This is a genomic window from Cyanobacterium sp. T60_A2020_053 (assembly GCA_015272165.1).
Lineage (GTDB): Bacteria > Cyanobacteriota > Cyanobacteriia > Cyanobacteriales > Cyanobacteriaceae > Cyanobacterium.
The window spans coordinates 133352-155820 of record JACYMF010000008.1 but is presented as its reverse complement, the minus strand read 5'-3'; the positions used below and the strand labels follow the sequence as shown (position 1 = coordinate 155820).

Annotated in this window: 20 protein-coding genes; 8 read left to right on the top strand and 12 right to left on the bottom strand. The window is 35.0% G+C overall.

Annotated features, from left to right (window positions below; genetic code table 11):
* Positions 1-261: 261 nt before the first annotated feature.
* The 3 genes from IGQ45_01240 to IGQ45_01230 form a co-directional block, all read right to left on the bottom strand.
* The gene (locus tag IGQ45_01240; GenBank protein ID MBF2055851.1) at positions 262-1050 is read right to left on the bottom strand and encodes an NYN domain-containing protein; all 789 of its coding nucleotides are present in this window, start codon (positions 1048-1050) and stop codon (positions 262-264) included.
* Positions 1051-1596: 546 nt separating this feature from the next.
* Positions 1597-2430: a sulfurtransferase gene (locus IGQ45_01235; GenBank protein ID MBF2055850.1), complete on the bottom strand. Its 834-nt coding sequence runs from the start codon at positions 2428-2430 to the stop codon at positions 1597-1599.
* 349 nt (positions 2431-2779) lie between these two features.
* Entirely contained in the window at positions 2780-3658 is an 879-nt protein-coding gene (locus IGQ45_01230; GenBank protein ID MBF2055849.1) for a (2Fe-2S) ferredoxin domain-containing protein, read from the bottom strand.
* 247 nt (positions 3659-3905) lie between these two features.
* On the opposite strand from IGQ45_01230, the gene IGQ45_01225 reads away from it, so the two are divergent.
* From IGQ45_01225 to smc, 3 genes are all read left to right on the top strand, one after another.
* On the top strand, positions 3906-4478 hold the full coding sequence (locus tag IGQ45_01225; protein ID MBF2055848.1) for a Uma2 family endonuclease: 573 nt from the start codon (positions 3906-3908) through the stop codon (positions 4476-4478).
* 123 nt (positions 4479-4601) lie between these two features.
* Complete coding sequence (locus IGQ45_01220; GenBank protein ID MBF2055847.1) at positions 4602-5174, top strand: Uma2 family endonuclease; 573 nt, start codon at positions 4602-4604, stop codon at positions 5172-5174.
* Between the two features lie 127 nt (positions 5175-5301).
* Positions 5302-8934: a chromosome segregation protein SMC gene (gene smc / locus IGQ45_01215; GenBank protein ID MBF2055846.1), complete on the top strand. Its 3633-nt coding sequence runs from the start codon at positions 5302-5304 to the stop codon at positions 8932-8934.
* A 233-nt stretch (positions 8935-9167) separates the two neighbouring features.
* Here smc and IGQ45_01210 read toward each other — a convergent pair whose 3' ends face one another.
* The 3 genes from IGQ45_01210 to IGQ45_01200 all read right to left on the bottom strand — a co-directional run bounded on the left by IGQ45_01210 (position 9168) and on the right by IGQ45_01200 (position 11259).
* Positions 9168-9938 carry an ABC transporter ATP-binding protein gene (locus IGQ45_01210; protein MBF2055845.1) on the bottom strand — a complete coding sequence of 257 codons (771 nt, stop codon included), beginning with the start codon at positions 9936-9938 and terminating at the stop codon, positions 9168-9170.
* Positions 9939-9966: 28 nt separating this feature from the next.
* The gene (locus IGQ45_01205; GenBank protein MBF2055844.1) at positions 9967-10515 is read right to left on the bottom strand and encodes an NYN domain-containing protein; all 549 of its coding nucleotides are present in this window, start codon (positions 10513-10515) and stop codon (positions 9967-9969) included.
* 84 nt (positions 10516-10599) lie between these two features.
* Positions 10600-11259: an ABC transporter ATP-binding protein gene (locus tag IGQ45_01200; protein ID MBF2055843.1), complete on the bottom strand. Its 660-nt coding sequence runs from the start codon at positions 11257-11259 to the stop codon at positions 10600-10602.
* A gap of 282 nt (positions 11260-11541) precedes the next feature.
* On the opposite strand from IGQ45_01200, the gene IGQ45_01195 reads away from it, so the two are divergent.
* Together IGQ45_01195 and IGQ45_01190 are read left to right on the top strand one after the other, a co-directional pair.
* Positions 11542-11982: a transcriptional repressor gene (locus IGQ45_01195; GenBank protein ID MBF2055842.1), complete on the top strand. Its 441-nt coding sequence runs from the start codon at positions 11542-11544 to the stop codon at positions 11980-11982.
* Between the two features lie 2 nt (positions 11983-11984).
* Positions 11985-13649: a DUF3685 domain-containing protein gene (locus tag IGQ45_01190; GenBank protein MBF2055841.1), complete on the top strand. Its 1665-nt coding sequence runs from the start codon at positions 11985-11987 to the stop codon at positions 13647-13649.
* Between the two features lie 59 nt (positions 13650-13708).
* On the opposite strand, the gene IGQ45_01185 is transcribed toward IGQ45_01190, so the two are convergent.
* From IGQ45_01185 to IGQ45_01170, 4 genes are all read right to left on the bottom strand, one after another.
* Positions 13709-14605: a DUF2887 domain-containing protein gene (locus IGQ45_01185; protein ID MBF2055840.1), complete on the bottom strand. Its 897-nt coding sequence runs from the start codon at positions 14603-14605 to the stop codon at positions 13709-13711.
* A 311-nt stretch (positions 14606-14916) separates the two neighbouring features.
* Positions 14917-15603 carry a PEP-CTERM sorting domain-containing protein gene (locus tag IGQ45_01180; protein MBF2055839.1) on the bottom strand — a complete coding sequence of 229 codons (687 nt, stop codon included), beginning with the start codon at positions 15601-15603 and terminating at the stop codon, positions 14917-14919.
* Complete coding sequence (locus tag IGQ45_01175) at positions 15582-15992, bottom strand: hypothetical protein (GenBank protein MBF2055838.1); 411 nt, start codon at positions 15990-15992, stop codon at positions 15582-15584. The genes IGQ45_01180 and IGQ45_01175 overlap by 22 nt, the downstream gene beginning before the upstream one ends.
* A 281-nt stretch (positions 15993-16273) precedes the next feature.
* Positions 16274-17098, bottom strand: a complete 825-nt coding sequence (locus tag IGQ45_01170) for an Rpn family recombination-promoting nuclease/putative transposase (GenBank protein ID MBF2055837.1) — start codon at positions 17096-17098, stop codon at positions 16274-16276.
* 167 nt (positions 17099-17265) lie between these two features.
* Between IGQ45_01170 and IGQ45_01165 the strand changes: the two genes are divergently transcribed.
* Positions 17266-17991 (top strand): triose-phosphate isomerase, encoded by a 726-nt coding sequence (locus IGQ45_01165; GenBank protein MBF2055836.1) that lies wholly within the window; start codon positions 17266-17268, stop codon positions 17989-17991.
* A gap of 150 nt (positions 17992-18141) precedes the next feature.
* Here IGQ45_01165 and IGQ45_01160 read toward each other — a convergent pair whose 3' ends face one another.
* Positions 18142-18438, bottom strand: a complete 297-nt coding sequence (locus IGQ45_01160; GenBank protein ID MBF2055835.1) for a DUF4164 domain-containing protein — start codon at positions 18436-18438, stop codon at positions 18142-18144.
* A gap of 196 nt (positions 18439-18634) precedes the next feature.
* Positions 18635-19354: a DUF3782 domain-containing protein gene (locus IGQ45_01155; protein MBF2055834.1), complete on the bottom strand. Its 720-nt coding sequence runs from the start codon at positions 19352-19354 to the stop codon at positions 18635-18637.
* A gap of 245 nt (positions 19355-19599) precedes the next feature.
* On the opposite strand from IGQ45_01155, the gene IGQ45_01150 reads away from it, so the two are divergent.
* Together IGQ45_01150 and IGQ45_01145 are read left to right on the top strand one after the other, a co-directional pair.
* Positions 19600-20361, top strand: a complete 762-nt coding sequence (locus IGQ45_01150; GenBank protein ID MBF2055833.1) for a hypothetical protein — start codon at positions 19600-19602, stop codon at positions 20359-20361.
* A 678-nt stretch (positions 20362-21039) separates the two neighbouring features.
* The gene (locus IGQ45_01145; GenBank protein ID MBF2055832.1) at positions 21040-22236 is read left to right on the top strand and encodes a trypsin-like peptidase domain-containing protein; all 1197 of its coding nucleotides are present in this window, start codon (positions 21040-21042) and stop codon (positions 22234-22236) included.
* Positions 22237-22469 lie beyond the last annotated feature (233 nt).

The window sequence follows — 22469 nt, the reverse complement described above, 5'->3', positions numbered from 1 at the left end:
ATAATAGTTAATATATACTATAATTATTTAAAAATACGCAAAATCTCCTCAGTTTGATGTAATATCAAGTTCGTTTGAACACTTACAAATTAGTAATATCAGCATCTTAGTTCAATTTATTGAACGGAATACTGTTGGTTCCGTGTAATTCATTACACGGTGGGTCAATTGCGAAGATATAATCTTTTATAACTAATTATCCGAACTTAATATAAGAATGCTTTATAAGGGCAGGTTTCAGGTATAATTATCCATTATCAATTAAAAGTCCTTCTTCTCAATACAATTACGGATTTCGTTTAAATCTAAATAACGATCTGTGGCATTGCGTAACTCTCGTGCGATCATCCCCTCCGTAGAAACCACGGTAATATGAGTATTTTTTGACCTCAGTAACTCAATAGCGCGCTCAAAATCCCCATCACCGCTAAATAAGACCACTCGATCATATTGATCTACTGTGTTAAACATATCCACCACTATTTCAATATCTAAATTGGCTTTCTGTGAAAACCGTCCCGAACTATCATCATAATACTCTTTTAGTATTTTTGTTCTAACTGTATAACCCAAACTAATCAGCGCATCTCGAAATCCCCTTTGATCTTGAGAATCTTTTAAACCGGTGTACCAAAAAGCATTGATGAGCATAAAACCTGATTCTTCAGAAAAATAATCAATTACTTTACGAGGATCAAAAAACCAGCCGTTTTTTTGTTGGGCATAAAACATATTATTACCGTCCACAAAAATGGAAATGCGATCTCTTAAACGTTTTTGACTACTACTATGATTAACGTTATTGACATAGTTGTAATGATTCGTATGATTAATTTCAGAATTGGGAGCAATAATAGTTGTATTGGGCGCGCGCTCATCAGGATTATACTCTGGGCGGGGAATTAATTGAGGTCGAGGATTTAAAGTGGGAATATTATTAATATTTATTTCCCTCTCTTCTTCTGAATCTATTTCCCGTTCTAAGCTATCAAAATTATTATAGTTATTATTAATACTATATTTGCCATTATTTAAGTTAAAACTATTCATAATAAAGTTCAGATAATTCATTAAAGTATATAGAAAAAAGATCGATATTTTAAATAAAAAATAAGAGTAATTTTAAATTAATAGACATATTTATTTAGTAAATAAACTAAGTAACTTAGTTTATTGTTGTCTCTAAATATAATGATGGTGAATTTTTAAATAGGATTTTAAATAGCTCTTATACTTTTAGTTTTTAGAAGATATATAATTAATTTTTGTAGTTATAGCTAGTTTATTATAACAGAGCTAATGGTTAATTAGTCTAGGTTTACTTATTTAGTGATAACACAATTTTTGTGTTTTGTCTTACCTTTAATTGGAAATAATAATTTAGAAAAAAGCATCGAAAAATACAACAATTTATGATTAAATTGTTGGTAACTAATGTTACAATTATCTTAATGATAAAAAAGAAATAATTATCAATTTATCAGAAAAATACAGCGCCCTTCACCCTGTGCAAAAAACATTTAAACATAATAATTTTAGGGTAATTAATAATAAAATTTTAGATATAAATAATTAATAATACTAACAGGTTACAGATTAAGATTGAGGAACTAAATAAGAACACCAATCACTCCAACCACCAGTATATAATTTACAATTACCGTAGCCAAGTTGCTCAAGGACAAAAAAATTAACACAAGCCGTCACCCCAGAACCACAATAGAGAATTAATTCTTGATAAGATTCATAAGGTTGCCAAATTTGTGCTAATTCCGAAGGGGATTTTAAAAAGCCCTCAGCAGTGCTATTTTCCTGCCAAAACAAATTCAAAGCCGTGGGAATACTTCCAGCAATAGGATCAATTGGTTCAACTTCCCCCCCATAGCGTGCAGGGGCGCGCGCATCAATAATCCCAATGTTTTCAATGCTTTGAGCCTTTTCTACTGTTACTTTATCCACCAGCCAATCAGCATTAGGGCTAGGGGAAAAATCTCCTTTGGAAGATGGGGGGGTAACATTATCACAAGGATAAGCCAGTGTTTGCCAACCCTGCCAACCGCCATCAAGGAGAAATACTTTTTGGTGTCCTAAATAACGTAATAGCCACCAGAGACGGGCGCTGAAAGCAAAACGAGAATCATCATAAACTACCACAGTGGTAAGATTTTTGACGATACCAATACCCTCGAATTTTTTAGCTAATAACTGGCAGTCTGGGAGAGGATGCCTTCCCCCGTGGGTAGAAACACAACCAGAAAGGTCATTATTCAAATCTAAATAATAAGCATTTTTGATATGGCTATGGGAATAATGTTGATAACCCCAGTTTGCATCTGGGAGACGAAACCGACAATCAATGATTTTCACATCAGGATTATCAAGGTTATCTTTGAGCCATTCTGCCGAGACTAAGCTCTGATGGTGACTCATGTTAGTAAGTTAATAAAAATAATAAATATAATATAGATAAATAAAGTTTAAACTACACTAGGAGTGAAGATTAATTCTATTTTAACTTAAATGGAGCAAAGAACTTCTCTCTATCTAAGCTCTTAAAAACGGTGGAGGGCGCACCTCCACACTATCCAAAAGAGATTGCAGAAAAAATGGAGTCGTCAGGGCAGTGAAAAGTTAACAATTATGGTCATCTCATGGTAGTATCTATTAACTTCTCTTTTTAAGACTATTTTTGTTTAAATAATGTCACCTTGCTTTTTTTTTAATCTGGTAGCACTGCCAAACTCTCGATAATTCTATCTTGTTATTGATTGAAGAGAGCCTATTTGGTATAAATAGCCGGGTAAATATGCTCAGTGATTTTTTCACCCTCCCCTAAATGTTGCTTAACAATCTCCTTAGCCACCTCTGGTGTAACTCTTGTGTACCAAGTTTTATCTCCTGAATAAAAAACCACAGCGCCCATCTTACACACCTCCAAACAGCCTGAAGTTTTCACTGTCACATCAATTTCTGCTTTTTCGACTTCCTCTTGTAACGTATCAAAAATTGGTTGCCAAACTTGCCCCGGATTACAGCGCCCTCCTCTACATACTGAGATATAAGGTTTTTTCAGAGGATTAGCGCTATAGGGAATCGGTTTTTTACCCAGGACATAAATATCCCTCAACTCCTCATATAAAGCCAACTTAGCTAAATTTGGTTTATTTTCAGGTAATAAATTATCATCTTCATCAACGAAAGGATTAGGTAAAAAAATATTCATCATTTTTTCCCCAGCACCATTCCAAAATTGAATACCCCAACTACGAGGCTGATTTTTTTCATTAAAACGGCGATAAAAAGAAGCCCGATTAACAACTCTTTGTTGCCTTAATGATAGGGGAGTTTTGCCATCTGGTCCGCCACTATTTTCCTCTAAACACAGGTGTAAATGCCAAGATTCCGTCATCACCGTTAAATAACCGTCGTAGATAATACAAACTTTCGGCGGTTTAGTTAACTCTAACTCTAAAACACTACCTTCCACCACATGACCCACTTGGGTATCTTGCCAATGCTCTTGAAATAAAGTGTATAATAAACATCCCAAAGTATCCACATCACAAAGGAAATCTTCATATTCCAGCGCCCCTCCCGTAATTAAAGTCTCTCTGGTTAACAAATTAAGCGGTGTAACCCAAGGATTAAAAGCGCCCATAATTTACTCCTAAAATATCACATTTGCTATAATTGACTACAATTTACTCAAAAAGTCAAAACTGCATAAATATTATATCATTCTAAAAGTTTATTAGGAAAAAAAAGTTCTATTTAATTTTACATTATATTAAGAATATACTTCTTCAAAAAATAGTATTTTTTATCGTATATTGATCTTCTATCCCAAATATAGCCCATGTCTAATTTATTTAGCTATTATTAGTAAATTTATCAAAATTAAAATAATGAAAACCTTAACTATTGACTGCCAATCTTTAAATATTAGCAACGAACAATTTTATCAATTATGCCTTAATAATCGTAATCTTAAATTTGAAAAAAACTATCAAGGAGAATTATTAATTATGACTCCAGTGGGAGATATAAGCAGTAATCGAAATGCCGGAATTATTGCTCAATTATGGTTATGGAATAATCAAGATAAATCAGGTATCGTTTTTGACTCTTCTGCTGGTTTTATATTACCAAATAATGCCATTAGATCACCAGATGCTTCTTGGATTTCCTTAGCGAAATGGCAATTAATTCCCGACGTAGAAAAAGAAAAATTTGCTCATATTTGTCCTGACTTTGTTATCGAATTGATGTCACCTAGTGATAACCTCAAAACTACTCAAGACAAGATGAAAGAATATATGGACAATGGCACTAGATTAGGTTGGTTAATTAATCGTAAAAATCACCAAGTTGAAATTTATCGAGAGAATCAAACTACAGAAATTCTAGATTATCCTCCAACTTTATCGGGAGAAAACATCCTAGTTGATTTTACTTTAGATTTAGAATTAATTTGGTAATTATTAGTAAATTTATCAAAAAATAGAGAATTTAAAATTTTGTCTTTTAAAACATAAATAAATTTATTGCTAGTTTAAGCGATCTTTAAATTTACCTTTGCCCTTTTGACAGAGATTAAAACTATGACAACCTTAACTATTGACTGCCAATCTTTAAATATTAGTAATGAGCAATTTTACCAATTATGCCTTAATAATCGTAATCTTAAATTTGAAAAAAACTATCAAGGAGAATTATTAATTATGACTCCAGTGGGAGATATAAGCAGTAATCGAAATGCCGGAATTATTGCTCAATTATGGTTATGGAATAATCAAGATAAATCAGGTATCGTTTTTGACTCTTCTGCTGGTTTTATATTACCAAATAATGCCATTAGATCACCAGATGTCTCTTGGATTCCCTTAGCTAAATGGCGGTTAATTCCTGACATGGAAAAAGAAAAATTTGCTCATATTTGTCCTGACTTTATCATCGAATTGATGTCTCCTAGTGATAACCTCAAAACTACTCAAGATAAGATGAAAGAATATATGGACAATGGCACTAAATTAGGTTGGTTAATTAATTGTAAAAATCAGCAAGTTGAAATCTATCGAGAGAATCAAACTACAGAGATTTTAGATCATCCTCAAACTTTATCAGGAGAAAAAGTCTTAATTAATTTTACTTTAGATTTAGAATTAATTTGGTAGAGTTGACATTATCAACTACTTAATAATAAAAAATTCTGATTTTCAAATCATCTGCATCAGAATTAGGGCATAATATATTATGTTTCTAGGTGCTTCTAAGTATATTTTCTGTGGTTAATAATTAATTATGGTCTATGTTAAACGAGTAGAATTATCCCGTTTTAAGTCTTTTGGTGGTAGTAATTCTATCCCTTTTTTACCGGGCTTTACTGTCATTTCTGGTCCCAATGGTTCAGGAAAATCAAACATTTTAGATGCGCTTTTATTTTGTTTAGGTTTAGCTAGTTCTAAGGGGATGCGAGCGGATCGTTTACCTGATTTAATTAATAATACTAATAATTCTAATAAAGGTAAATTAGAAACTATTGTTTCAGTTACTTTTGATATTTCTGATTGGCAAAATGACCTAGAAAATATAGATAATGAGCAAGATAAACTTAATCTTCAATCTCTAACAGAGTTAAAAATAACTCGTCGTTTAAGAGTTACTAAAAATGGTAGTTATGCTTCCACTTTTTATGTTAATGAGCAACCCTGCACCGCCACTGAGTTACAAAGTGAATTGAATCGTTTACGGATTTATCCTGAAGGTTATAATGTGGTTTTACAGGGAGATGTCACTCGCATTATAACCATGAATAGTAAGGAAAGAAGAGAGATAATTGATGAGTTGGCAGGGGTAGCAGAATTTGATCGTAAAATTAATCAAACTAGAGTAACTTTAGATGCGGTAAAGGAAAGGGAAGAAAAGTGTCATATCATTGCTCAAGAGTTATTTTTATATGGGGAAAAGTTGAAGCAAGATTCAGAAAAAGCCTTGAAGTATCAAAAATTAAAAAATAAAATTCAAGAAAAGCAACAATGTTCAATAGTAATTAATTGGCGTTATCTACAGGCACAAGAAAAACAGGTTAATGAGCAGTTAATTTACCTTGATAATGAACAGCAACAATGCCAAAATAAATTAAATATAACTCAAGAGAATATAACCAGCGCCCTTCACCGTTTAGAAAAATTAAATCAAGAAGTGAAAGCATTAGGAGAAGAAGAACAAATCACCATTGCTTCCCACTTAGCTACCCAAAAAGCTAAACGACAACAATTAACTAAAACTAACCAAGATTTAGCTAAATTAATTAGTGACAAACAAAGTAATTATCAACAAATAGAAAAGGAGGAAAAAAATTATCAACAGCAATTAACCGTAATTGAAGAAGAAAAATTAATCCTAAATAAAGAAACCATCCCACCATTAAGCCTAGAAAATCAAACTTTAAGAAGTCACATTAATGAACTAAAAGAAACATCTCAAGCTATTGCCTCTCAATCTCAAGCATGGTTAAATCAACAAACTATCTTGAATCAAGAAATCAAACAAATACAAGAACAGTTAAATCCCAAAATAACTCAAGAAGCCCTATTAAAAGAACGTTGTCAACAATTAGAAAAAACTATCACCAACGATAACCAAATTTTAGCCCATTTAGACAACGAAATTAACGCAAAATTATTACAACAACCCAATTTTGAGCAAGAGGTAGGGGCGCTGGAACTGGAAATCCAATCCCTTGCCCAAAAAATCAGCGCCTTTGAAACCGAAAACAATCTCAGTCAAGAAACTATCCAGCGCCTCAATGTGGAACAAAGAGACAAACAAAGACAATTGGATAAAATCGAAGCTACCAAACAGGCACAACAGGAAGTACAAGGCAGTCTCGCTACTAAACTTATCCTTAATTCCGATTTACCCGGTGTTTGTGGCTTAGTGGCACAATTAGGGCAAGTAGAAACTGCTTATCAATTAGCCCTTGAGATTGCCGGTGGAGGGCGCTTGGGCTTTATTGTGGTGGAAGATGACTCCATCGCCTCGGCAGGGATAAAATTACTCAAGCAAGAGAAGGCAGGAAGGGCAACCTTTTTACCTCTCAATAAGATTAAATCCCCTCGTATTTACAACCCTTCCCAGGGTATCATTGAAGCTGTGGGCTACATTGATTTAGCCCTTAATTTGATAAGTTGTGACGAAAAATACGATGATATTTTCGGTTATGTTTTTGGTAGTACCGTGGTTTTCCGTGACTTAAACAGCGCCCGTCCCTTTCTCGGTCAGGAAAGAATTGTTACCCTAGACGGGGAGTTATTGGAAGTGTCAGGGGCGCTGACTGGTGGTAGTATCAACCGCCGTAACTCCCTTCGTTTTGGCAAGGTGGGAGTTACTGATTCCCATGAAGTTGATTTGTTGTATCAACGTATTCAAGAAATTGAGACAATAATATCCCAGTTTAATTTTAAAATAGCACAAAATACGCAAAAAATAAAGCAGTCCACAAATGACCTTGATCAAGCCCGTCAAAATCGGCAAAAAAAACAATATTATTTAGAGCAATGGCAGAAAGAAATTAATCGTTTACAAGAAGAAAAAGAAAAAATTATTATTGCCACGGGGCATAATTATCAATCATTAGTTAGCAGTCAACAAGACTTAGCTAATTTACAGCAAAGTATTCCTTTCTTACAAGCTGAATTAATAGAAAGACAAGAAGCATTAGAGATTTTAGAATCTAGTTATGATAATCAGCAGTGGCATGATTTACAAACAGAAATTCAAGAGCAAGAAAAAGTGTTAGAGAAAAATCAAAACCTTTTAATTGATGCTGAAAAACATTTAGAAAAATCAACTAATCAGATTATCAACTTTCAAGATAAGTTAGCTCAAATTCAGACTAATAAAGATAAGTTACAACGGGAAGATATTGAACTAAATCAGCAATTTACATCTAATTTAGAAAAAATAGATAATATTAGTGAAGAAATTGTTAAATATGAGCAAAAATTTCAACAACTAGCAGAAAAATTAACTGAAGTTAAACAGCAAAGAGATCAAGAAGAAAAAGAAGTCAAAAGGTTAGAAAATGAGCAACAAAAATTAGTATGGCACATAGAAAAATTGATATTACAACATCAAGAAAATCAAACTAAATTAAGTCAAATTCAAACGGAAATCCAAGAAATTATCCCTGAATTACCACAACCCATCCCTGAAATACCTTATCTAGTGAATGATAGTGAAGAAATCACTGCGGATAATAGTAAAATTATTTTCGATAATTTACAAGAGCAATTAGAACAAATTAAAAAAGAAATTAACAGCGCCCGTAAACGTTTAGAAGCGCTTGAACCGGTAAATATGTTAGCTTTAGAAGAATATGAAAAAAATCAAGAAAGATTGACAGAATTATCAGAAAAATTAGCTACTTTACAAGGAGAAAGAACAGAGTTATTATTAAGGGTAGAAAACTTTACCACTTTAAGATTAAGAGCATTTAGTGAAGCATTTATCGCAGTGAATGAAAATTTTAAAACAATTTTTGCAACTCTTTCAGAAGGAGATGGTTATTTAAAATTAGAAGATGAAAATAACCCTTTTAATGGTGGCTTAACTTTAGTAGCGCACCCCAAAGGAAAACCAGTTACTCGGTTAAGTTCCATGTCCGGAGGAGAAAAATCTTTGACGGCTTTAAGTTTTATTTTTGCTTTACAAAGATACCGTCCTTCCCCTTTTTATGCCTTTGATGAAGTGGATATGTTTCTGGATGGCGCTAACGTGGAAAAATTATCAAAAATGATTCAAACTCAAGCAAAATTAGCTCAATTTATTGTGGTTAGTCTGCGCCGCCCCATGATTGAGGCTTCTCAACGCACTATTGGGGTAACACAGGCGAGGGGCGCTTATACTCAAGTTTTAGGGATTAAATTGTAAATAGGGTTTACTACATAAATCAGAAACATTAATTCATCAGGTTTGAGACAATAATAAAATTATCCAAAAATGTGCATAATCATGTTTTTTTGATGAAAAATCCAGTTACAATCTAAAATGAGATAAACTAAATTCTCGTGCAAAATTAATATTTTAAGGTTTATTGTGCGTAACGTCAGTTAAATACCTAAATGAGCCATTAATGTTTGCCAAAAAGTTCTTAAAGTTTATGTCTAGCCTCCTAAGTAAGCATCTAAAACTTGATCGTTGGTTTGGATTTCTTGGGGTGTACCATCAGCAAGATTGCGCCCTTCAGCCAATACCCAAACGTGATCACATAATGACATAATCACGTCCATATTATGCTCAATAATTAAAAAAGAAATGCCTTGCTGATTCCAATTAACAATATGTTCACAAATTTGATTAATTAGGGTCGGATTGACTCCGGCGGCTGGTTCATCTAATAGAATTAATTTAGGGTCAGTCATTAAAGTGCGCGCCATTTCGAGAAGTTTTCTTTGCCCTCCCGATAGCGCCCCGGCATAATCATAGGCTTTTTCGAGTAAGCCCACAGATTCAAGAATAGTTAAGGCTTTTTCTCGATTAGCTTTTTCCTGTAGTTTAATTTGACGAGGTTGGATTAATACTGACCAAATTTTTTCACCCTTTTGCTCTTGATTGGCAAGGAGCATATTTTCTAATACCGTTAGGCGAGATAAGACGCGCGCTACTTGAAATGTACGGATAAAACCCCTTCTGGCGATGCGATGAGGGGGCATTTTATTGACACTTTCCCCATTAAAAATAACTGTACCTTGATCAGGGAGAATAAAATTGGCAAGAAGATTAAAAAGGGTACTTTTACCGGCGCCATTCGGTCCAATTAACCCCGTAATTCCTCCCCGTTTTACCTTAATTTGGGCATTATCAACGGCTTTTAAACCGCCAAAACTTTTACTTAAATTATGGGCATCTAAGATATATTCAGAGGAGGAAATCATGGCTAACTGAAGTTAAAGGATTGTCAAGTTATTTTATCCCAAAACGCATTTGTGAGAGCGCTTGTTGAGTTTCCGCATCGAGGGAAGCAAATAAAAAGCGCCCCTGAGACTTGCTTCGGTGGCGATGGTTGCGTTTATTTCTTTTTTTCGTATCGTGAACTTCTTGGGCTAGTTTTTGAGCAGAAATCCACTCAGCACCATAACCTACTACTGTATGACGTTGAGCTTGATCAGAAGTTGCCACCATAATTCTGGTGGAGGTATGGGGATTTTTTCTGCGAAAGTTGGCACAGTATTTTTCGATATAGGTGTCAGCTGTTTCTCGATAGGATGTGTAGTGAATGGAAACGGAGTCGCTATATTTTTCTTGATAACTAGGGGTATTTTGATAGTAGGAATCAAATACTACTTTGGTTTCTAGGGATTTATACCCTGTATAGTTAACGAGGGTATCAAGGAGAGTTTGACGGGCGGATTCTAAGCCGTTTTCGTCTCTGACTTGTTTAAGGTTGTTCCAGGTGCCGATGATGTTGTAACCATCTACCAATAAGATAGTTTGAGAAGAGATAGAAATCATTTTTTTGCATATATCCTGATTTTAAGGTGTTCATTTTTCTTTATAAGCATAAATTTTAACAAAAATTTAACTTTGTCGCTGTAGCTACTTTGACAAATTAGCAATTAAGTCTTGGGGGTTGCCTTGCTGGGCAACTTGACCATTTTTCAGTAAAAAGTAACCATCAGCGTAGGCTAATTCTTCGAGGCGGTGCGTTACCCAAAGGGCGGTTATCCCTCTTTCTTTGACAATTTTTTGGACTAATGCTACTAATTCGATTTGGCTATCCGGATCGAGGAGGGCGCTGGGTTCGTCTAATAGCAATACTTGGCAGTGGCGCGCGATGGCGCCCGCAATGGCGATACGTTGTTTTTGCCCACCACTGAGGGCATAAATTGGTCTTCTTTCGAGGGGTAAAAGGTTAACGGCGGTTAATGCCTCTTTTACTCTCATTTTTATTTCGGCAGGGTTCAATTTTTCCGATACTAAGCCAAAGGCGATGTCGGCGGCCACGGTGGGCATTACTAATTGGTGATCGGGGTTTTGGAAGACGAAGCCAAGGGGTTTTTCTGTTTTAATGGTGCCTTCATCCGCTTCTAATACTTGGGCAATTAGTCTCAAAAGGGTTGATTTACCACAGCCATTATCTCCTAATAACATCCAAAATTCTCCTTGTGGTACTTTTAGACTACAGGATTGGATGACGGGCGCTTGGCTATGCCAACTAAAATTTAGTTTTTCAATTTCGATACCGTTTTGCTTCATAGTTGAATGAGTTTGTAGGTTGAGAAGTGCCAAAGCATAACCCAATAGTAATTTTTTTTAATTTATTTGTAATTAATTAACGAAATCCTAATGTAATAAGTCCAACCTTTCCTAAAATTAGGCTAGAAGCTGGAAATACCATAACACAATATTATTTTCTGGAAATGTTTATTAATGTCATTTTTTCTGCCACGTTAACCAATAATTTTATCTCGAACTGAGTTAAGTGGATATATAATGACTTTAGAAATTATCAAAAAATCAGAGGAAAAATACCGAAATATGGAACAACAGGGAGCAAAAACCCAGTCAATTCGCTCCTTAGCTGATGCCCTACATCGCTGTCAAGAATTAGGGATGCGGTTATCTCGTCAAAGGAGATTTATCCTACAATTGTTGTGGTCAACACAAGAGCATTTATCCGCTAAACAAGTTTATGATCTTTTAAGTCAACAGGGTAAGCATATTGGTCATACTTCGGTATATCAAAATCTTGAAGCATTGTCTAGTCATGGTATTATCGAGTGTGTTGATCGACACGACGGGCGCTTATATGGTAGTGTTACGGATAAACTCAGTCATGTTAACGTTATTGATACCAATAAAATTATTAATGTTTGTGTAGAATTACCTTCGGAAATAATTGCAGAAATTGAAACAAAAACAGGGGTAAAGGTAACTAATTATCGGGTTGATTTTTTCGGTTATAGTAATCAAAATTAATCATGACTAATGATGCTAAAATTAATTTACTTATTTTCGATGATGATTTGATTGTTCGTTTGGGTCTAATTGCCTTAATTCAAGGACAAGTTAACTCTAACATTTCCATTATTGCTCAAGGAAAATTTGCTGATATTTTTCCTCTTTTAGAGCAGGAAAAAGCTCAAGTTATTAATTTATTATTAATTTCCCTTGATTTAGCTTTGAATCCAGATAAGGTCAGTGATTTACAGGCTTTAGGTCGAAAACTGCGCCTCAAATATCCTGATTTACCAATGCTGTTGATTACATCTTCGGGTAGTAATGAAACTTTAGAGAATATTGATAATGTTAAGGGTTGTTGCCTGAGAAGTGGTGATGCTGATGAGTTGATTAAAGCTATTAAAATTTGTGCTAGTGGCGGTACTTATTTTCGTTCCAGTCAAATCAAAAATACTCCATTATTTTGGGGTTGGTTATCTGGTCAATGTCAGTTAGGTTTAAGAGAAATCGATAAAAATATTAATGAAATTAACTATTATTTAAAACAGCAAAATTTATCAGCTATCGATATTATTTTTTGGCAAGGCAGACGGAGAGAATTACGGCTCGTGCGCTGGTTAGTTAAGCAAGTTTCACCTACTAATAATTCCAGCGCCCTCCCCTCCATAACTAATAATAGTCAAGAACGAGAATCAACGGAAAATAATCAAGAAAAGACAAAAACAACAGGTAAATTAACGATAAACAAGAGTGAGATTACGTTATCGAGGGATATTATTAAAGAAAAAATTAATGGTTCTTTATCAAATTGTACTGATTTAATTTTAGAAACTGATATTTTATTAGACAATATAAAAAAAGAATTATTTTTATTAATTTTAAAAGAATTAAGACTATTAATAAAAGATTTAACTAGCCTTAATTTAACTGTAGAAGAAATTAACCAGAGAAAGTTAATAGTTATTAAAGAATTATGGCAAAGTAGCGCCCTCAAATATTTAGAAATTTATTGGGATCAATCAAAACCAGAAAATGACATTAATTTAAAAACAAGTATTACTAACTATAGTCAATTTATCATTGACAATCAACTAATTAAAATACCTTTATTTGAGCAATTATTAAATTATTTAGTCAAAGAAGAAAACTTTTTGATCGACTATCAAGTTTATGCTTATGGTAGTAAAGATGGAGAAGAAATAGAATTAATCTTAACAGAAAATGCTCTAAATGTAGTGGCTCTTAGTGTGATGCAATATATTTTAAATGAGTTAATAGAATATGCTGATATTAAACATAACTTATTAAAACCCGAATGGAAATCATCTCGAAAAATAGCTATGTTTCGTAATAATTTAGGTTGGAAATATCGCCGAGAAAAATATTGGCAAAACCCCCGTAATATTTTTGAAGATGAATACCCTTTATTAACTTTTGCTTATCAAGGTATCGTCAAAACTAATCTTAGTCATCCTCGCCAAGAAGAGTTAAAACAATTACAAGGATTGCCTTGGTTAGTAACTATTTTAATCGAATTAGTAGATAGTTTGGCGAGGGGCGCTAAATCTTTAGCTGATATTTTCGGTAAGGCATTAGTATATATTTTGACGGAAATTCTCGGTAAAGGTATTGGCTTAATTGGTAAGGGCATATTACAAGGCATTGGCAATAAAATTAAAAATTAGAGTCTGCTAAATAAATTACCAACCTTATCAAACAAATATATTATATCAAGTTTGGATAATTAATTTTTGGAGTTATTTATTAACCAATTTTCTAAATCTGTCATGCCCTGAAAATCCAGTAATGCTTCCCCTAAAGATTCTAATTGAGGAATGGATAAATTGCGTACTTCCCCTTCTATCTGAGAGGGCAAACTACCGCAACGGCGATTTAATAAGCGGATAACCATATTAGTTTCTGCTTCTTTAGTAGCTTCAATACGCCCAATTTGTATTCCTTTTGTAAGTCCAATTTCTTCTCCTTCGCTGCGCCCGATTTCCCATACTTGCTGATAAAATCTAGTTTGGGTGATGTCGGCTTCTCTTAAATTCATCATTTTTTGTATCTCCTCAATAGTTAATGTGGGAAATTTATTTACCAGTATAGCTTCTATCACATCTAATTTTTTCCTAAATTCTTCCTCACTCTCCACACTTGCTAAAATTTTATTCGCTTCTTCTACTGCTTGTTTTTTCGGTGTAACAATTAATTTTAATAATGCTAAATTTGGGCTTAATTTATCCTGTGTTAATAAGTCTGATAAAAATATTCTTTGTACTTTTTCCGCTAACAAATCTTGATAGGGTTTTTGATTTCCTAAATCTTGTTTACGGTTATTTAAAATTAACAATCCTCGCCAATCTCTCTTAATTTTATACTGATGTAAGTAGATAAATATACCACCAAAATAGCGCCCGTAAAACTCACCATCATTCTGCATTTGTGCTTCTAAAAACACTAGAGGTAAATTATCATCATCAAGCAATGGTGTTAATAAACCATCTAAACGAAATTCTTTTTCTTTGACGACGGGCGCTTGATAATCAAATTCACAGTCTGGCGGTATTTCAGGGATTAATTCTGATATTAGTGATTGTTGAGTGAGAAAGATGCGATAAAAAAATTTGTCGGTTTTCATGTCACGGGGGAGGGCGCTGGGTTTCTTTTACCTCAAATGATTAATGATTTTACCTTTTGTGTCATTATTATTTCTTACTCCCCTCTCCTGTGGGAGCAGGGTGTTTTCATTGTCAAAAATGTTAGTTTATCAAACTAGCTAATAGTTTGAAATTCAGAGGTTTTTAACTACTAATAAATCAATTAATAGTAAAAAATCTCCCTTTCTCCCTTGCTTCCTCTGCTTCCCCTGCTAAACAAATCAATTTTGATGCTGACTTTGAAAACGCCCTGCTGTGGGAGAGGAGTTGAGGGTGAGACTATGAAATTAAATCACTCTTTCTCTAAGTGGTCATCTTTATCCTTACCTTTACGTTTTGTCACCCCTCCTAACAAGACTAAAGCCCCTAAACCGAATAAAATTGAAGGTTCTGGCGTAGATTGAGGAGAAGATGACCAGTTGACAATTTCTCCTTGAGTGGTGGCATCTAATCCTTCTAATAAACCTGCATTGCTTAATGAGGTAAGATCATCAAATTTAGTTGTTTCGCTGAGGGCAGTGTTTAAATCTTCATTCATTTGTACAAACCACATCAGGCGCTGGGTTTCTCCTGCACCAATGGTCAAATTCCACACATCTGTGAAATAGTCTGTATAACCATTACCCGAATCAGTACCCGGAATTGCAAAAGTATCTAAAGCTACCTCTACGTTACCCAAACCATAGCGCACGAAAGTCAAGATAGGATCATCAAATGGCGCGGTATCGGAGCTGATAAACCACCGATCGCTTTGTTGGAAGACGTTATCACCACTGCTAGAGTTTTCAATTACTGTACCGCTATCAGAACCTAAATCACCACCGTACAGCACTTCTAACCCTTGACTACTACCTGTAGTATTGGTAAAAGTGGCTAAGACTCTGGCAATGCGGTTATTGTCAAAGAAATAATCCAAACTGGTGTTAATACCGCCAATATCTTGGGGAGTAATGGTATTCAGAAATGTTCCAGCGCCCATCGTCTCCGATCAACCTGTCCATTGGGTTGTTGGAAAAAAGTGCCATTGACCCGAATTCCAGCAAAACGGTCAAAAGCGTCAGTTAGTTGATCTGTTACAGAGCCAGAAGCTGTTTGACCAACAATCAAAAAAGCATCCCCAATACCAAAAACAGAACCAGGAGCAGTAGCGCCCCCCGCCGTCACCACCATGGAAGCAGAGGCGTTATTAATCGCACGTAATGAACTAGAACTACTGGAAGCAGAACTCCTTCCCCATACTGCATTTCCTTGATCAACCACTAAAGGTAAATTAACTGTTGCCGCCTGTACGGGGGCAACTCCCATCGCCAATGCCATTCCAGCGCCCGCCGTAGCAAGGCGTAATTTATTAAATGCGTTACTTTTCATACCAAGTATTTCCCTTTTATGTTGACCAAACTTGATTTATCAGATTTAATTAGCAGTGTGATTCATTGACAACTTATTGATTTTCATTGGCTCAAAATTATTTTTTGCTGATATTAAGTATAGATTATTTTTTCTTTTTTTATCTAAGTTTTTTATGAGCAATCGGGGGCTTCTTTAGTAAAAAGTAAGAGGTTTTGAGGTGAGGGGGAGGGCGCTGGGTTTTATCCCCCCTAGCTCTGCTTGTCAAAGCGGAGGAATGTAGTTTTGAGGGCTATGAATTTTTAGTAGTTTTCTTCTTTTGGTATGGGAAACTGGTTAACTATATCGATGCTAAGGTGGAGGGCGCGCGCTATTTGTTCTCTTGTTAATCCTAACTTTAATAGTTCAGGAATTGTCTCAATTTTGCCTTCGAGTTTGCCTTCGAGTTTGCCTTCAAGTTTTCCTTCAAGTTTTCCTTCGGAATAAGTATCCTGATAAAAACGAGTCTTTTTAAAGTCTGTCAATGTAAACATTTTATCCAATTCCTCCCTTGAGTATTGAGTAAATTTATATATTAAAATTTTTTCAATTAATTCTACGGTATATTTTTGTTTTGTGCTGTTTTTAATAGTATTTTCTGTCAAATCAAACAGATATTTGACTTGAGTCTTTGCCTTTTCTTCTGAGGCTACAATCAATTTTACTATTTCTATACCAATATTATCACTTGGCTCAAAGTCTAGTTGGTCAAGATAAATAATCTCTAGTTTTCCTGATTGACGAAAACTCTCGTAATACTTTGGTAGGGGATAATCAAGTTTGTGATTTGCCCATATTACCAGCGCCCGAAAGTCGTTGGGGGGATTGTATTGTCCTAAGTACATAAATATTTCGGTAAATAAACGCTGATATAAGTTATTATCATTTTGGAATTGTACCTCGACAAAATAGATTGGTTGATTAATATTATCAGTAAGAAAAACTCCATCAATTCTTTTGGATAGTTGTTTTAATTCTTGAGAAAGAAATTGATACTGTTGGGCTAATTCGGAGGGTAAATTGAGTAAGCTAAAGAGAGTTTCGGGTAAATATTGGAATAATTCATAAAATATGGAGTCAGTTTTCATGATTAATTTTATGGATAGCACCTAATTATATTAAAGGGCATGGAAAGAATTTGCGTGTTTGGACTTGATCGATATAAAATAGAAGTTTTGAGTTAATTCTGTTGCCATCATCGGCAATGTGAAATATTGAGCTAGTTATAGTAAAAAAATATATTAAAGGAGCAAAAGTGCGTAGAATCATTATGGCTGGTAACTGGAAAATGCACAAAAACCAACGAGAATCCCTTGAATTTTTACAGGGATTTATGCCTCATCTGGAAGATACTCCAGAAAATCGTGACATCGTTTTGTGTGTGCCTTTCACTACTTTACATTTTATGTCCAAAAATTTGCATGGTAGTCGTATTAATTTGGGCGCACAGAATATTCACTGGGAGGAGGAGGGCGCTTTTACGGGAGAAATATCGGGCGCTATGTTGACGGAAACTGGTTTAAATTATGTCATTGTGGGGCATAGTGAGCGTCGTCAATATTTCGGTGAAACGGATGAAACGGTTAATAAAAGGCTGTTGGCGGCGCAACGTCACGATTTAACCCCCATTCTTTGTGTGGGTGAAAGTAAAGCTCAAAGAGACGCTGGAGACACAGAACAAGTTATTATTAATCAATTAGAAAAAGGTTTGGTTAATGTTGATCAAGCTAATTTAGTCATTGCTTATGAACCAATTTGGGCTATCGGCACGGGGGATACCTGTGAGGCGGAAGAAGCGAATCGAGTAATTGGGGTTATTCGTAGTCAGTTAACTAATCAAGATGTTACTATTCAGTATGGTGGTTCTGTGAAGCCTAACAACGTAGATGAAATTATGGCTCAACCCCAGATAGATGGTGCTTTGGTGGGGGGCGCTAGTCTTCAATATGACAGTTTTGCGAGATTGGTTAATTATCAGTAGTCTTAACAGTTTGATATTTGGTGGGGTGGCGTGCGCCGTTTTTGTTTAAATCATCAATCCAGCGCCCTCCATCCTAGTTGAAATCCTCAGCAGATTTGTTAAAACCTTTTCTTTTTAAAAAAGTAGCTAGTTATAGCTACCTTGAATTATTTAGAGATTAGGAAAAAATACGATTTTGGTAACAATTCCTAGTAATCCTGTTACTAAGACACCAACTAAACCTAAAAACCCTAACGTTAAAGTATTGAAACGATTATTAATAGAAGTTTCTAGCTTCTCAATTTTACTGTCTAGTTTTTCTTCTAAACCGTCGATTTTACTATCTAATTTATCTATTTTACTGTCTAGTTTATCTTCTAAAGCATCGATTTTACTATCTAGTTTATCTATTTTACTGTCTAATTTATTGAGTACATCAATTAAACCAATTTCGATTGGTTGTGCCATGATAAAATATTCCTAGTTTTTATGTTAATGATAAAGAAAAATACTCAAGTTATTGGGAGGGGGTTAATCGGGTAATCCTTGATGAGTTTTGCAGTACATGGAAGTGTAGCAAGGCTAAAGCGTTACCACTATTACTAGAGTTTTGGTTTGAGAATAAAAATAACGTCTCCACCGTTACGTTAACAGGAAAAAAAAACTATGATTTTGAGTTGTCAGATTCTACATCTTCGGCGGAAGTATAAATTTCAATACCCAAATTTTCCGCCACCGGTAGCGCGCGCCGATCTACCATAGGAGAAATAACTAACTTACGATTAACTTCCCTCTGATGACGTTTTTGATAAAATGCCACTTTGCGATCAAAAATATACATATCACCCTTACTCATGGAAGATTTTATTTCACAAAGTATAACTAAGCCATTTTTTATAATGACATCAATTTCCACTTGATCAGGTCTGCCGAAAACATCCCCATCGTCATCAAAATCATTGAGATTGAAAACCTCCACCCCAAAAGAATCCTCAAGAATACCTTTAAGCGCATTGCGAAAACTAGCTTCAGAATACAAACCCCAACGAGAACCTAACGCACCGATGGCGCTATCATATTTTTTATGGAGCTTTTGTATTTCTGCTAAAGTAGCTTTGTTATACTCCTGTTGCTCATGCCATTTTTGATTTTGTTCGTGAATGAAGTTATCAAGACGGCGATTATTTTCCGCCCATTTTATAGCTTGTTCTTCTCGATCTTGCCGTAATTCTGCTAAAATACGATCAAACTTACTATCTGTTTCTTGTTTTGGAGAATAGTATTCCGACACCGTGCGCAGGATAAAATCCCGAATGGAAGCATCTTCAGCGATAATTCTCGGTAATTCTTGTTGAATTATGGTTTTAATTTCAGTGGATGTCATAATATAAAAGAAATTCCATTGACGGGAAAATTTGTCTTTACTTCATTATATGATCAGTGCCATGAACTTTTTGACAAATGGGGCTAGAAAATAGATTTTATAGTAATCAGGGGAGAAGCTGGAAATACCGTGACAAAATCATATTTTGTGAAGATGTCTAATGGGTTAAGTGCAATCACAGTTAAGATATTGATGGATATGATATGATCTCTTAGCTGACTGATTTTAGAAATAATATCCTCACCATGGCAATTATCGAGTTAAAGGGATGGTATCTCCCCCAGTATCAACCGTTGCGAGAAGTTTTAAAGCAACCGGCTGATTTGCGTCTCAACCGTAGTAGTTTGTTAAAGTCTGGTTTGAGAGCGGATTTTCTTAATGACATTGACGAAGTAAGTAGCGCTCAGTGGTTTCTTTGTTACCTTGAAGGGGAAACCGTGGAATTTTATCTCGAAGGTAGTGGTAGTTACAGCATCGCTAATATTGATTTAATCTCCAGAGAGATTTATTTTCATAAACAAGAGGTTTTTTCCAGTCTTGAACCAATGTTATTTATGAGTATTTTTGATCCACAGTGTCAGCATACCATTGCCCTGATGGAAAGTGTGGGGAGGGCGCTGGAAATATTAAACGAAAATAGTCGTATTCCCTTAAAACTAGAATTGAGTAACCGCAACACAATTCCCCTGCGTTTGGCTAATATCCCTGCGCGAAAAATTCGTCAGAGTTTATTATTTATTGCTGATATTACCCCCATTAAACAGGTTAGTAACTCTGCGGAAAATTTCATTTCTCATCCCCTCGTTAATTTAGAATTGGGTAGCGCCAGCGCCCTCAAACCGCAATCTGACATCCTTTTACTACAGGAGGAGGGAGAATATAAAGGGGGAAAACAACTGTTTGATCTACCAGAATCCCAGAGAATTAGATATAGTAATAGTGAGGAATTACTAGAAACCTTCCCTACTGTGGTTAAAGTATTGCTGAGTAAATATAAATTGTTCTAGTTTTGCCATCAAAAATTCATCGCTTTGTCATACCAATTTCATAAATAGCACCTATACTAATAAATAAGTCAGCGAAAGAAAAGGTTTTCCTCTTTATCTCCTTCGCTCTTTACGCTGACTTTTCTTTCTCAATATTTTGTGTTGCTGATTATTAAGCAATGTCTTAAAATTATTTTAAAAGATAATTTTATTATTAAAACTTTAATTATTTAAGGTTGAGATAGCATTATTAAATTATTTCTAGTTTAGTTACAAGTAAGTAAAATAATCTAGTTTTAACAAGAGAAAGAAAGACAAGGGGAAGCATCAGGTTTCGGGTGTCAGATGAAATGCTTATAAATTAAAGACCTTCGCCCAACACTGACTTTTCATAAATCGAACATTTTTATCGATGATGTTTAGTTAGAGTGGAGCAAAGAGGGGCATTTTTAAGCAAAAAAGACCATTTTTGGAACTCTTTTTGGCTTTCATGTTGCTGAAAATCTCTATTTGACAAGATTTTAGACCTATTCAGCAGACCTTAATTAAATAGTAAAGGAAGTAGAGAAAACCTCACCTCTTATTAAAAATAAAAAACTATAATAAAAAATAACACAAAAAGAAACTTTGTCTTCTTTAAATATGTCTAATTAATCAATAAATTTTAAATAATCTTAAACTTATATAGAGGAAATATCCATGGCTAAAAAACCATTACTATCAAAACTCAGCACCGGTACATCATTTTTATTATTAGGCTTAGGTATTGGTGTTGGCTTCAATTCTTTAAGCAACATTCCGCAAATATCTGCTTTTACTGGTCAATCACCAGCACAAGAATCAAGAGATTCTCTCAGCGCCCAACTACTACCAACAAATCGTAATGGAAATGTTAATTTCGTTTCAGAAGTAGTACAAGAGATAGGTCCGTCGGTGGTGAGAATTAATGCTTCTCGTAAAGTTGCTACCCAAGTGCCACCAATATTTAATGATCCTTTTTTCCGTGGCTTTTTTGGGGATCAAATTCCACAAATGCCAGACGAACAAATTAGAGAAGGTACAGGCTCTGGTTTTTTAATTAGTGATGATGGTAAAATTTTAACTAATGCCCATGTGGTGGAGGGCGCTACGGAAGTATCCGTTAACCTCAAAGATGGCCGGGTTTTAGCGGGGAAAGTGTTAGGTACTGATCCTCTCACGGATTTAGCAGTAATTCAAGTGGATGCTAACAATTTACCCGTGGCAAAATTAGGTAACTCTGATGATTTAATCATTGGGGAATGGGCTATCGCTATCGGCAATCCCCTAGGGCTTGATAACACCGTCACCACTGGAATTATCAGCGCCACAGGCAGATCAAGCGCTCAAATTGGTGTGGGCGATAAACGTTTAGATTTTATTCAAACTGATGCTGCTATTAATCCGGGTAACTCTGGAGGTCCTTTACTTAATGCTCAAGGAGAAGTAATAGGTATCAATACGGCAATTATTCGTAATGCACAAGGTTTAGGGTTTGCTATTCCTATTAATCGGGCGCAGGAAATTGCTCAACAACTAATCGCTGAAGGAAAAGTAGATCATCCTTATATCGGTGTTTCTATGGTGTCTCTGACACCCCAAAATCTGCAACGTGTGCAAAGTGAAGGTTTTAATATCTCTGCCAATGAGAAAGGAGTTTTAGTGGTGCAAGTAGCGCCCGACTCCCCAGCCTCTCAAGCTGGTTTAAAATCAGGAGATATTATCAAAACTATTGATGGCACTAACGTCACGGATGCAGAAACTGTCCAAAAGGTAGTTGCATCTAATCGAGTGGGTAAGGAAATCCCCCTCACTCTCAAGCGCCAAACTAATGAAGTAAGTCTTAATGTTCGTTTGGGCATATTACCCACCCGTTAATTAGGTGGTGCTGAAAAAGTATTTTGGCGGGGGGAGGTGTCAGGTGTCGGGTGTCAGGTATCAGGTGAAATGCTTATATATCAAAGATTTTGCCATAATAATCATTTTCTATAAATTGCCATTGTGTATCAATTATTTTTGATTTGGAGATCAGAAATATAGATTTTTTGGCGAAAAAAGATTATTTTCTGCACTTTTTTTGAGTTATATTGTGCTTAAAACCCTTAATTTAT